Source organism: Mariniflexile sp. AS56 (genome assembly GCF_030552475.1).
Taxonomy (GTDB): domain Bacteria; phylum Bacteroidota; class Bacteroidia; order Flavobacteriales; family Flavobacteriaceae; genus Mariniflexile.
In genome coordinates this window covers 314,828-327,883 of the sequence record NZ_JAUPED010000005.1, presented here as the reverse complement: position 1 = coordinate 327,883, position 13,056 = coordinate 314,828, and the positions used below count along the sequence as shown (strand labels likewise).

General features: G+C 34.5%; 11 protein-coding genes. 6 read left to right on the top strand and 5 right to left on the bottom strand.

Annotated elements, in window-relative coordinates; genetic code table 11:
• Nucleotides 1–411 precede the first annotated feature (411 nt).
• Nucleotides 412–885, bottom strand: a complete 474-nt coding sequence (locus tag Q5N74_RS08850; RefSeq protein WP_304388421.1) for a regulatory protein RecX — start codon at nt 883–885, stop codon at nt 412–414.
• A 107-nt stretch (nt 886–992) separates the two neighbouring features.
• Here Q5N74_RS08850 and Q5N74_RS08845 point away from each other — a divergent pair, with 107 nt between their 5' ends.
• Nucleotides 993–3,416 (top strand): T9SS sorting signal type C domain-containing protein, encoded by a 2,424-nt coding sequence (locus Q5N74_RS08845; RefSeq protein ID WP_304388420.1) that lies wholly within the window; start codon nt 993–995, stop codon nt 3,414–3,416.
• A 106-nt stretch (nt 3,417–3,522) separates the two neighbouring features.
• Here Q5N74_RS08845 and Q5N74_RS08840 read toward each other — a convergent pair whose 3' ends face one another.
• The 3 genes from Q5N74_RS08840 to Q5N74_RS08830 form a co-directional block, all read right to left on the bottom strand.
• On the bottom strand, nt 3,523–4,026 hold the full coding sequence (locus Q5N74_RS08840) for a hypothetical protein (protein ID WP_304388419.1): 504 nt from the start codon (nt 4,024–4,026) through the stop codon (nt 3,523–3,525).
• 94 nt (nt 4,027–4,120) lie between these two features.
• Complete coding sequence (locus Q5N74_RS08835; RefSeq protein WP_304388418.1) at nt 4,121–4,465, bottom strand: hypothetical protein; 345 nt, start codon at nt 4,463–4,465, stop codon at nt 4,121–4,123.
• 123 nt (nt 4,466–4,588) lie between these two features.
• On the bottom strand, nt 4,589–5,020 hold the full coding sequence (locus Q5N74_RS08830) for a TerB family tellurite resistance protein (protein ID WP_304388417.1): 432 nt from the start codon (nt 5,018–5,020) through the stop codon (nt 4,589–4,591).
• A 416-nt stretch (nt 5,021–5,436) separates the two neighbouring features.
• Here Q5N74_RS08830 and mfd point away from each other — a divergent pair, with 416 nt between their 5' ends.
• The 3 genes from mfd to Q5N74_RS08815 all read left to right on the top strand — a co-directional run bounded on the left by mfd (nt 5,437) and on the right by Q5N74_RS08815 (nt 10,813).
• Complete coding sequence (gene mfd / locus Q5N74_RS08825; RefSeq protein ID WP_304388416.1) at nt 5,437–8,784, top strand: transcription-repair coupling factor; 3,348 nt, start codon at nt 5,437–5,439, stop codon at nt 8,782–8,784.
• A 76-nt stretch (nt 8,785–8,860) separates the two neighbouring features.
• Nucleotides 8,861–10,183, top strand: a complete 1,323-nt coding sequence (locus Q5N74_RS08820) for a TlpA disulfide reductase family protein (RefSeq protein WP_304388415.1) — start codon at nt 8,861–8,863, stop codon at nt 10,181–10,183.
• Nucleotides 10,184–10,309: 126 nt separating this feature from the next.
• A complete protein-coding gene (locus Q5N74_RS08815; RefSeq protein WP_304388413.1) occupies nt 10,310–10,813 on the top strand; it encodes a hypothetical protein in 504 nt (167 codons plus the stop codon).
• A 66-nt stretch (nt 10,814–10,879) separates the two neighbouring features.
• Here Q5N74_RS08815 and Q5N74_RS08810 read toward each other — a convergent pair whose 3' ends face one another.
• The gene (locus Q5N74_RS08810; protein ID WP_304388412.1) at nt 10,880–11,239 is read right to left on the bottom strand and encodes a YraN family protein; all 360 of its coding nucleotides are present in this window, start codon (nt 11,237–11,239) and stop codon (nt 10,880–10,882) included.
• 142 nt (nt 11,240–11,381) lie between these two features.
• On the opposite strand from Q5N74_RS08810, the gene Q5N74_RS08805 reads away from it, so the two are divergent.
• Both Q5N74_RS08805 and Q5N74_RS08800 read left to right on the top strand, forming a co-directional pair.
• Nucleotides 11,382–12,035 carry a metal-dependent transcriptional regulator gene (locus tag Q5N74_RS08805; RefSeq protein ID WP_304388411.1) on the top strand — a complete coding sequence of 218 codons (654 nt, stop codon included), beginning with the start codon at nt 11,382–11,384 and terminating at the stop codon, nt 12,033–12,035.
• A 1-nt stretch (nt 12,036) separates the two neighbouring features.
• Complete coding sequence (locus Q5N74_RS08800; RefSeq protein WP_304388410.1) at nt 12,037–13,056, top strand: metal-dependent transcriptional regulator; 1,020 nt, start codon at nt 12,037–12,039, stop codon at nt 13,054–13,056.

The window sequence follows — 13,056 nt, the reverse complement described above, 5'->3', positions numbered from 1 at the left end:
TCAATACGAATGCTGTGAAGCAATCTGCCTGTTATGAAAACTACAGCTAATCATTAACGTCATTGCGAGGCACGAAGCAATCTGCTTATTGAATGTTTGGGAATGTCTACAACTTTAAATCATGAGGTTACTTCGGTCATGCTTCCCTAATAATGACGGGAAAATTAGAAACATTCTAACTTAAGCGTCATTGCGAACGCAGTGAAGGAATCTGCCAATTTAAAACCTATATCTTCATCCATAACGTCATTGCGAGGCACGAAGCAATCTGCCTATTGTATGTTTGGGAATGTGCGCAACTTCACATCATAAGATTACTTCGGTCATGCTTCCCTCGTAATGACGAATAGGAATCATGAGATTGCTTCATTGTTCCTACTCATAATGCCGATTCTTCCTTAAAGACGATTCCTATTTAATAAGCTCTTGTGCCTTATCGTACACTAAATAAGACTCCCAACCACGATATAAAAAGTAATCTATAAATTTTTTTCTTTTTTTATAAACGTTAGATTCTCTGATGTTATCCACTTTTTTTTCGGCTAAATCATTAAAAAGCCCGATATACTCCTCGTCAGAAATCTCTGCAAGTGCATGATTTATATTAAATTTGCTAATGTCTTTTTTCTTTAGTTCAAAAGTTAAACGGCGTCGGCCCCAAGCCTTTATATTGAATTTACCTCTTACAAATGTTTTGGCAAAACGTTCTTCGTTTAGAAAGTTATGCTGTAACAGATGTACTACTACCACATCTATAGCTTCGGGTATCATGTACATATCTGTAAGTTTCTGCACAACCTCTTTATGGCAACGTTCTTGGTACGCACAATAATGCTCCAGTTTTTTGGTCGCTTCTTGTAGTGTATATGTTTTTTTAGTTTGCATCGCATGCCAAAAATAACAATTGGAACAGAAACAAGTAGTATAAAAAAATATAAAAACTAAATCGAGCCATACTAAGCACATCGCTTAGAGATTTTAATCCTGATAACATGAAAAAATTTACTTTTTTAAAACAGTTTGCTGCATTCATTTGCCTTTTTTGTGTTGTTAATTTGGGGTTTGGGCAGATTGTTGCTTGGGAAATGGAAGGCAAACCTGGAAATGATATTACTGTGAATGCAACAACCCTTGCTGCAAATTTAAATACATCAACACTGAGTCGTGGTAGTGGCCTGGGACCTGATGCTTTAGGCAATGCATTTTCTTCTCTTAGTTTTACAGGTTCGGGGACACAACCAACTGCTTTAACCAATGCAGATTATTTACAATTTCAGATTTCAGCTATAAGTGGTTACCAGGTTTCATTAAGTACACTTGACGCGACTTTTAGAAAAACTAACGCAGGTCCTAGTTCATTTATATGGAAATACAGTACTAACGGGATAACTTTTACTGATATTGGTACTACAATCTCATATGATACAAATGGAGGAAATGGCACTGCTCAAACCCAAATCAATTTAACTACAATTTCTGCCTTACAAAACGTGGCTTCTGGTACAACTATAACTATTAGACTTTATGGATGGGGCGCTTCTAGTGGGACAGGAACATTTGCTATTGGGAGACAACCAGGAAACGACCTTAGCGTAGGCGGCACCGTTACTTTAATTCCTCAATGCCCAACAAGTACAACCTTCAAATCATTAAGCGGTTGGTCAAATGCCGATGGTAATAGCTTAACAAAAGAAGTAATCATTGAAGCTGATTATGAAACCAGTACTGCCAATATTAAGGCATGTACTCTAATTGTAAGGTCAGGAGCTATTCTAACCGTTTCCGATTTTACTTATATTGAAGTACAAAATGATATTATAGTTGAGGCAGGTGGCGAAATTAATGTACAACCTTATGGAGCTATAGTTCAAATTGATGATTTGGGTATAGTAACCAACAATGGTGCTATGTCTGTTACCAAAAAAACGGCTCCTGCAAATGCCTGGTATGAGTACACCTATTGGAGTTCGCCAGTTAAGAATGCCGATATTCATAATGGATTGACTGAATCTAACATTTACAGACGTTATTCTTTTAACGCGCAAAACTTTTTAGATGCTACTATGGAATCTGGCAACAACAATGGTATTGTCGCAGGTCAAGATGATATTGATGATGATGGTAATGACTGGAAAGGTCTAAGTGGCAACACCATAATGTTACCTGGTGTTGGATACGCTGCCACACATGATCCTCTTGTTTTTAGTTTTTCACTAGGAAACCAAATTGATTATACTTTTGAAGGTGAGTTTAATAATGGTATTATAGAAGTACCCGTATATAGAAATGATGGATCTGTACTTGATAAAAACTGGAACTTTATTGGCAACCCCTATCCATCTGCCATAAGTGCTAGTGCATTTTTTACACAAAACATTTACGACTCAACAACAAATCCAACAGGCACTATGGAAGGCGCTATTTATTATTGGTCTCAAAGCACGGCTCCTTCAACTTCTTCCAATGGTAATGCTACTTATAACTTTTCTAGCTCTGATTACGCAATGTATAATGGTACTGGAGGGTCTGCTGGTGGTGATCAATTAACTCCAAATGAATTTATTCCATCGGGTCAAGGTTTTTTTATATCGTTTTCACAATCAAGACCAGCAAGTACTGGCAATGTTGTTTTCAACAATGCTATGCGCGTAAAAGAAATCAACGATAATGGCCAATTTTTCAAAAACACGGGTTCAAAGAATAAAAATACGGCGAATTCAAATAAATTATGGGTTAATCTAACTTCGGATAATGGTGTGTTTAATCAAATTCTTATAGGTTATATAAACGGCGCTACCAATGATGATGATGGCTCGTTTTACGATGCCCCAAAACGACCTTTGGTTTCATCTGCTATTTTATACTCAACCATTGAAGGCAGCACCAAAAAATTCGCCATTCAAGGAAAAGACGCTAACAGTCTTGATGAAAACGAAACTATTAAACTTGGTTTCAAAACATCTATTAACGTAGCTACATTATACAAGTTATCTATCGAGCAATTAGAAGGTAACTTTTTAAATAGTAATCAGGTTTATTTAAAAGACCTTTTACTTAACAAAGTGCATAATTTATCGACTTCAGATTATACATTCACATCATCAGTTGGTGAATTTAACAGTCGTTTCGAAATTACTTTTGGTAACAAAATCTTGGCTATTGAAGATGTACTTTTAAGCAAAAATGCACTTAGAATTGTTGAGTTAGAAGATAGTTACATGCAGTTTAATACTTCTAGTAATTTAACTATTAAAAACGTTTCCATTTTCGATTTATTAGGAAGACAGTTGTATTCTTTTAAAGGCACTTCAGCTTCTGAAACGTATCAACTTTCAAACTTAAGTAACAGTGTATTTATTGCGAAAGTAACACTATCTAACGGTGCTGTAATTACTAAAAAGGCTACTAAAAAATAACGTCATTGCAAGTTTAAAACAATCAATCCTTTTGGGGGCAGGTTGTTTTACTTATGCAATAACGTTATTCTGTATTTATAGTGGTTTTAACCACTATAAAAAGAAATTATGAAGCCATTCTAACAGCTTGCGGCTGCACTATGGCATTTGTAATTAATGTGTGCCATTTTTCAATACGTTGCAATTCAAAATCCTCCGTTAAATCATCATCCAAATTAAAAAAGTTTATAATTAAATTGGGAGTTCCTGCGGTTTTGTAAACCAATTCTAAACTTAGAGCCTTTAAAAGCAACGATTTGCCTGAACCCTTTTGTTCATTTTTAATAATATGGCACTGTTTTATAGCCTTTAAGTCAATATCACTAACAACAGCCGGTGCCTCTAGGTTAAATTTCACATAAGTTAAGGTAGCCCCATCACTACTTATACCCATAAATTTTTTGCGCCAAACGTCTTTAACGCTATAATCAATACCATTGTTTGCGAGTAAAGCTTGGGCTTGTTTTTTAATACTAACGGTGTTTTTTGATCCGTTGTAAATAAATATAATAAAAGGAATTACTACGCTTAAAACCAATAGCGTAGAAAGAAATATTAATGAAATCTTCATCTTGTATGTTTTTAAAATTAATTTTTTTGAATAGGTAACTAGGCCAGTAAAGTGTTTTATGGCTATTGGGGTTTAATTCAGTAAAAATTAATGACTACAAGAAGGAATGAAACGGATAAATAATGGCCCGTGTTGTTAAGTTTAAATCGATAAAATCGCAATCCTTTAAATACTGCAATTCTCCTGTATATACCGCTTTATTTAAAGGGTTTATAGCATAAAATTGATCTGGATTGGTAGGTTCCTTTTCAAACTCAAAATTAGTAATATGCTCAAAAGCATTCGAGGTTGTAATACCAAAGGCATTAAAGGAATGATCTATTTTAAGATCGTCTGAAGGTGTGATTTTTTTATATGCTAAATCACCCTCTGATTCTGAAAGAAACAAAGAGAACACACCTAACGCAAGCGTTAAAAGTAAACTATTAAACTTTAGCATTCAATAATAAATTATAAGGTACAAATGTATAAATAAAGCCTGTTAAAAAAATATTAAAATATCAAGAAATAAAAAATGCGAACAAAAAGGCTCGCATTTTAATTTATAAAAAACAAATAGTAATTATTTGTTCATGTTTTTCATTTCTACAATAAACGTATCTAAATCAACACCATTACTTACCAAAGTTAAGGCCTTGTCTACAACGTATTTTACGTTTTCAGGGTGAAAGCCTAAACCAACACCAATCTTTCTAAGTAACACCTCTTCATCATCACCTTTAATATGATCTACATATACCATACGTGCCAAGTCATACATACGCTCTAAACGTCTTTCGTAGTCGTGTGGCGGGTTAATAGGGTGTGTTTTATAATCTTCTAAAATTATTTTAAAATCGCCCTCGCTAATATCTAAGTTACGAGCTAAACGTTCTAAAAACGCTTTTTCATCATTCGAAATCACACCATCATCCATTGCTACACGCACAATAGAAGCAAAATGGTCCTCATTACGCTTTTTAAATCCACTATCAAATAAATCTGAAAACGACATATCTTTTTTGTTTTAAGTGTGCAAACCTACATATTTTTTTCGTTTTTTTTACACTAGTTAAAGTGAAAAAAATATTAAAATCTTCCTATTAAACTAAGTTAGTCAATAAAAATGATTTTTAAAAAAGTATTGAAACGCTTTTTTAAGCAATATTATGCTTGAATATGGTCGTGCTTTCTGTTATAACCTTACACCCTATTTAAGCTAAATTAACAAAGTATAAAGCCACCAAACAAAAGGCTTAGCAGCGTTTTTCAAAAATACCATTTTAAAAAGAAACCACTAAAACTGCTTAGAAAAGGCTCCCATTATATGGCAGCCGCACTATAAAGCAAAAAACATTTACGAAATTTCAGCAAAACATTTATAAAATAATTCTAAACTGTATCTTTGCACACTTAAAACCCTATTACTAGGTGAGTAAAACCATACTATCTCAAACCTATATACAGACTTTGCAAACGCAAAATCTGCAAAATGCTATTGTCCAAACTAAAAGTAAAACACATTTAAAAGGACTATCAGGTTCTTCATTTTCCTTCGTCATTTCAAGTGTTTTTAATCAAAGTGAACTCCCTTTTTTATTAGTTTTTAACGATAAAGAAGAGGCTGCTTTCTACTTAAACGATTTAGAACAACTTTGTAATGACAAAGACGTGTTGTTTTACCCAGGCAGTTACCGCAGGCCATACCAAATAGAAGAAACCGATAATGCCAATGTGCTATTACGTGCCGAGGTTTTAAACCGCATTAATTCGCGTAAAAAACCAGCCATTATTGTTACCTATCCCGATGCACTTTTCGAGCAAGTTGTTACCAGAAAAGAACTGGAACGCAACACCTTGAAAGTATCAGTAAACGATAAACTTTCTATCGATTTTGTAAATGAAATCTTGTTTGAATACCAATTTAAACGTGTGGATTTTGTAACGGAACCTGGTGAGTTTTCTGTGCGTGGTGGTATTGTAGATGTGTTTTCATTTGCAAATGACACACCATACCGTATTGAGTTTTTTGGAGATGAAGTAGACAGCATTCGAACCTTTGATGTAGAAACACAACTTTCTATAGAGCAAACCAATAAAATTAACATCATCCCCAATGTTGCAAATAAGCTGTTGCAAGATAGCCGACAAAGTTTTCTGCAATACATGGCACAAAGAACGGTGGTGTGTTTTAAAAATGTCGATTTATTCTTTTCACGTATAGACGATTTTTATTCGAAAGCGGAAGAGGCCTTTAAAACCTTATCAACAGACATTAAACACGCAGAGCCAGAAGCTTTGTTTTGTAATTCAAACCAATTAAAAAGGCAACTACTCGATTTTTCAATTATTGAATTTGGTACCACGGCGTTTTTTAGTAAAACATCGGGCCCTACCGTTGCTTTCAACACAACACCTCAACCTTCTTTCAATAAACAATTCGATTTATTAATTGAAGATTTAAATACCAATCACGATAAAGGTTATACCAATTACATAGCCTGCGTAAGCGAGCAGCAAGCCAAACGTTTTCATGATATTTTTGACGATTCGCACCTAGAAGTGAAGGCTTATAAAGCCATTGTACTCTCGCTGCATCAAGGTTTTATAGACCACGACAACCAGATTGTTTGTTATACAGATCATCAAATTTTTGAGCGTTACCATAAGTTTAACGTTAAAAATGGCTACGCCAAAAAGCAAGCCATCACTTTAAAAGAACTTACCAATTTAGATATTGGCGATTATGTTACACACATCGACCATGGTATTGGACGTTTTGGAGGCCTTCAAAAAATAGATGTTGAAGGCAAAAAACAAGAAGCTATTAAATTGGTTTATGGTGAGCGTGATGTGCTGTATTTAAGCATTCACTCCTTACATAAAATCACCAAGTTTAACGGTAAAGACGGGAAACCACCTAAAATTTATAAGTTAGGAAGTGCCGCTTGGAAAACACTTAAAGAGAAAACAAAATCGCGTGTAAAACACGTGGCGTTTAACCTTATAAAACTATACGCAAAACGTAAAACCGAAAAAGGCTATCAATACAACCCAGACAGCTACATGCAACACGAGTTGGAAGCCTCTTTTATTTACGAAGACACACCCGACCAAAGTACTGCTACTGCCGATATTAAAGCCGATATGGAAAGTGAACGCCCTATGGATCGCTTAGTTTGTGGTGATGTCGGTTTTGGTAAAACGGAAGTTGCTATTCGCGCAGCCTTTAAAGCGGTTGATAACGGGAAGCAGGTCGCTGTTTTAGTACCAACTACTATTTTGGCGTATCAACATTCTAGAACCTTTGCTGAACGTTTAAAAGATTTTCCGGTAACGGTCGATTATGTGAACCGTTTTAGAACCGCTAAAGAAAAACGCGAAACACTTGAAAAATTAGAAAAAGGAAGTGTCGATATTATTATTGGAACACATCAACTGGTAAACAAATCGGTGAAATTTAAAGATTTAGGTTTACTTATTGTTGATGAAGAGCAAAAATTTGGTGTTGCTGTCAAGGAAAAACTAAAAACCTTGAAAGACAATGTGGATGTATTAACTCTAACCGCAACGCCTATACCTAGAACACTTCAGTTTAGTTTAATGGCAGCGCGCGATTTATCGGTTATTACCACACCACCACCAAACCGCTACCCTATTGAAAGTCATGTTATTCGTTTTAACGAAGAAGCCATTCGTGATGCGGTGAGTTATGAAATTGAACGTGGCGGACAAATTTTCTTCATACACAACCGCATAGAAAATATTAAGGAAGTGGCAGGCTTAATTCAGCGCTTGGTGCCCGATGCTAAAATTGGTATTGGTCATGGGCAATTGGATGGTAAAAAGTTAGAAGAACTCATGCTATCGTTTATCAATGGTGCTTTCGATGTCTTGGTAAGTACCACCATTGTAGAAAGTGGCTTAGATGTACCCAATGCCAACACCATTTTCATAAATAACGCTAACAATTTCGGACTGAGCGACTTGCACCAAATGCGAGGTCGTGTTGGACGAAGTAATAAAAAGGCTTTTTGTTATTTTATAACTCCAGATTATTCGGCCATGACTGATGATGCCCGAAAACGCATCTCTGCTTTAGAGCAATTTACAGAATTGGGAAGTGGTTTTAATATCGCGATGAAAGATTTAGAAATTCGTGGTGCCGGTGATTTATTAGGAGGTGAACAAAGTGGATTCATCAATGAAATTGGCTTCGATACTTATCAAAAAATATTAAATGAAGCCATTGAAGAGCTTAAAGAAAACGAGTTTAAGGATTTATATGATGACGATGGTATTGAAAAAATCTATGTAAAAGATGTCACCATCGATTCAGATTTTGAATTACTATTTCCTGATGATTATGTGAATAATATCGCGGAACGTTTAAGTTTATACACCAAACTTAATGAGATAAAAACCGAAGTTGAATTACAAAAATTTGAAGCAGATTTAGTAGATCGATTTGGTGAATTGCCAAAACAAGTATCTGATTTACTAAACAGTGTAAAAATAAAATGGATTGCTACCAAGGCTGGTTTTGAGAAAATTGTAATGAAACAAGGTAAACTGATTGGTTATTTTATAAACGACCAACAAAGCAGTTTTTACCAAAGCCCGAATTTCACTCGCGTACTTCAGTTTGTACAATCCAACCAAGGCAGCTGTAAAATGAAGGAGAAACAAACCCGAAATGGCTTGCGCCTTATGCTCACTTTTGAGAATATTAAATCGGTAAAACAAGCATTAAATGCATTGAAACCTATTGTGGTGTAATTATTGTGCATATATAAAAACATTAAAACCAGAGCCTTTGTAACTCAAAAGCACTACAACTTTGAAACTAAAAAACATGCTATCTAGAATTGTTACTATATTACTTTTATTACCCTATATGCTTTTGGCTCAACATACCATAAAGGGTGTGTTTTCGCCTGCGAAAGATTATAAAGTGGTTTTGTTGTATAAAGTAACACCAACCATTTCTGAATATATTTCAAATTCAGAAATTGGGAAAGACGGAAGCTTTTCGTTTCAACTAGATGCTTCAGCTACCACAGGCATCTACCGTGTGGTGTATGCTGTGCCTCAAGAAGACTTTAATTTCGATGTTATTTATAATGGAAAGGAAGACATCACGCTTACATTTAATACGGAAACAGGGGTTACCTTTAAATCTTCCGTAGAAAACAAACTATTGGCTTCCTATACGCGTAGCATGTCTGCCATAACCCAAAGCATCAGTAATTATTTTAGAGACGGTAAAAAAGACACGCTGGCTTTAAAAACCATATTTAAAACACAGCGCGAAGCCCAAATACGCTACGAAAAACTAGCAGAAAACAGTATCACCTTACATTTTATAAAAGCCAACAAGCCATACATTCCTAAAAAACATGAAGATGTTAAAACCTATGTAAATAATTTAAAAATACATTATTTCGACAACATAGATTTTAACAACAAAACACTTCAAAGTTCTAGTTTTTTACAAGAACGCATGCTTAATTATGTGTTTGGAATTTCAGCAGAAGGTAAAGATGACATCACCAATTACAAAAATAACATTGCTGTATTTTGCAACGCCATAAAAAACGTATCCCCTAGTATTAAACGTATTTTATTGGTAGATCTATGGCAAGAAATGGTCGATTTAAAACTAGAACCGGTTGCCAATTATATTTCTAAAAACTATTTATTAGACATTGCTAAACTATTAAAAGACAACGAACTTGTAACAACTTTAACCCGTTACAACAACCTATCTATTGGCCATAAAGCCCCTGATTTTTCTATTATTACGGGAAAAGACGGTCAAAAATTAACCAAGAAATTAAGCGAATTGCAGGGCGCCGAAAAATATATTCTTGTGTTTTGGAGTAGCAGCTGTTCACATTGTTTAGATGAAATTCCGCAATTGCAAAAATTCATTAAATCGCGGGTAAAAGACAAATTAAAAGTGATTGCTATTGCTTTAGAAGACGATAACAAAGCCTGGAAAGAACAAATTAAAAGCTATCCCGAATTTATTCATGTACTCGGACTTGGGAAATGGGACAATAAAATAGGGAATGATTATGGTGTTATGGTAACACCTGCTTATTTTGTGCTCGATAGAAACAAACTTATTCTTGAAAAGCCAGATGGGTTTGTAGGCTTAAAGGCATGTTTTTAATAAAAAAACTCGACCAAGCACACATAAACCAGTTTAAATTCATTTTTTTTTAATATTTAGTTTTAAAATTAGTAGCTTATAAGTTACAAACTTATATATTCGCCCTAACCAAAAAACATAATAAAAATGAAAAAAATTATCAAATTAAGTTATTTCCTATTTGTTTCTTTAGCTATTGTTTCATGTTCTAAAGATGATGATAAAGAGCAAGAAATTTTCACAAATACCATAGAATATGATGGTGTTTCGTTTAATGTAGAGCAAACTAACATATTCGATTATGGCACTTTTGAAGGGTACTATAATTATGAATTTGAATTAGAAGGAACGTCTAGTGATGAGACCTCCTTATACATTTATATGGGTTTATTTTCAAAAGGGACTGAATCATTTAGAACAGGGACTTTTCAATTTTATGACTCTGACGACATAGAGGCAGCACCAGATTTCGTGTTCCCATATGGAGAAATTAAAGTTGGTAATGATGAATACATGGAAGCTGTAGGAGGAACTGTAGTTGTTACTAAAAATGGTGATATTTATACTATAAGTGCACAGATAACACTGGAGAATGATGAAGTTGTTACAGTTAGCTATAGCGGTACATTTACTGTTACTATTGATAATTAAGTAATAAAAAAAAAATAGTTTATAAGACCCCTTATTTATAAGGGGTTTTTTATGCAGTAATGTTTCTTAAAAATGATAAAAAGCATTTTCTAAATGTTCTACATGAAATGTTTTTCCCTGTTTTACAATCCCAATAATATCAAAACGAACTTCCACATCTAACCTATTTAGGTTAACATATTCATCAACAGCCTTTACCAAACGTTGTATTTGCTTGGGTTTAACAAAATCTTGGGGATTTCCAAAATCAACCGTCGAACGCGTTTTTACTTCAATAATTGCTAGTATACTGTCTTTTTTTGCAATAATATCAACTTCCGCCTTATCAAATCTGTAATTGCGTTCTATAATATCATAGCCATTTTTCAACAGAAATTCAACCGCTAATTCCTCGCCTTTTTTACCAAGTTCGTTGTGCTGCGCCATAGTTTAATCTATAAATTTTAAGGACTCTCATTACAAAAAACCAATGTAGTCAAAATTTCAATTAGCCCCTATTTTTAGTCTTGACTAAAAATATATTTATATTCGGGTAAATTTTATTACCTTTGTAGTCTAAAGTTTAAGTATGACCACATTATCCGAAGAAAATTATTTAAAAGCTATTTACCATTTAGGCAAACAAGGAGCTGTAGCGGTGAGCACCAACGCTATTGCAGAAAAAATTGAGTCTAAAGCATCTTCGGTTACCGATATGGTAAAAAAACTAGCAGATAAAAATTTAGCCCATTATATAAAATACCAAGGCGTAAGTTTAACTAACGATGGGCGTTTAGCAGCGGCTTTAGTAGTTAGAAAACACCGTCTTTGGGAAGTTTTTTTAGTAGAAAACCTCAATTTTTCTTGGGATGAAGTTCATGATGTTGCAGAACAGTTGGAGCATATTAAGTCTTTAAAACTAGTGAATGAATTGGATGCCTTTTTAGGTTTCCCAACCCACGACCCACACGGAGACCCGATTCCCGATAAAGACGGAAATTATGCACCAACCAAAAGCATAAATATTCTAGAATTAGAAGTTGGTAGTGAAGGTGTTTTAGCGCTTGTTAAAGACTCATCGGATGTGTTTTTAAAATATTTAAACAAAAACAATTTGGCCCTTGGTGATGTTATAAAGGTTTTAGAGTTTGAACCTTTCGACGATTCGGTAACCATTCAAACCAAAACCAAAGAAATCATCATCTCTAAGGAGGTGGCGAAAAACTTATACTTAAGTCAATAATATGAATTACAATCCCATATACGCGCTCGTGCTATTTTTTATAATAGCGGGCATTTTATTTGTGTTGTTTCGCCCTAATAAAGGTTGGTTTTGGGTTATAAAAAACAATTTTAGAAGCAATGAAAAAGTTGTTATTGAAGATATACTAAAACAACTCTATCATTTTGAAAATTCGGGTAATAAAGTCGATACCAAAACGTTGGTGCAGATGCTGAAGTTCAATAACAAACAAATTATTGAAGTCGTTAAAAAAATGACCATTAATGATTTAATTTATTTTGAATTGGACGTCCTTAAATTAACCGATGCTGGTAGAGATTACGCCCTAAGGATTGTTAGAATACACCGCCTTTGGGAGCGCTATTTAGCTGATAAAACAGGCTTTAGCAAAGAAGAATGGCACAACCGAGCCGAGATGATGGAACACAAACTAAGTCATGATGAAACCAACACATTGGCAGCTCATTTAGGAAACCCAAAGTTTGATCCACACGGCGACCCCATCCCTACAAAAACAGGAAAAATAGCACAAGTTAAAGGCGTTGAACTGCCCTTATTACCCGTAAATACCGTTGGTAGAATCACTCATATTGAAGATGAACCTGATATTATCTACAAACAAATTTTAGCCGAAAACATTCACATGGGATCGCTAATTCGCGTGGTAGAAAATAATTCAACGCGTATTGTCTTTCTATCAGAAGGTGAAGAATTTATTTTAGCGCCCATAGTTGCTGCCAACTTAACGGTGGCCGGCATTGAGAAAGAGGTCGTTATTGAAGATAATATTGCTAGATTATCGAGTTTAAAAGCAGAGGAAACTGCGAAAATAACGGGTATTTCAAAAGAAAGCAGAGGCGAAAGTAGACGTCGCTTACTCGATTTAGGTTTTGTAAAAGGAGCCACCATAAAAATAGATTTAACAAACCCCTTGGGAGAACCCCATGCTTACCTTATAAAAGGAACATCTATTGCTTTGAGAAAAGACCAAGCTGCAAAAATTCTTATTAAAAAAGATTAA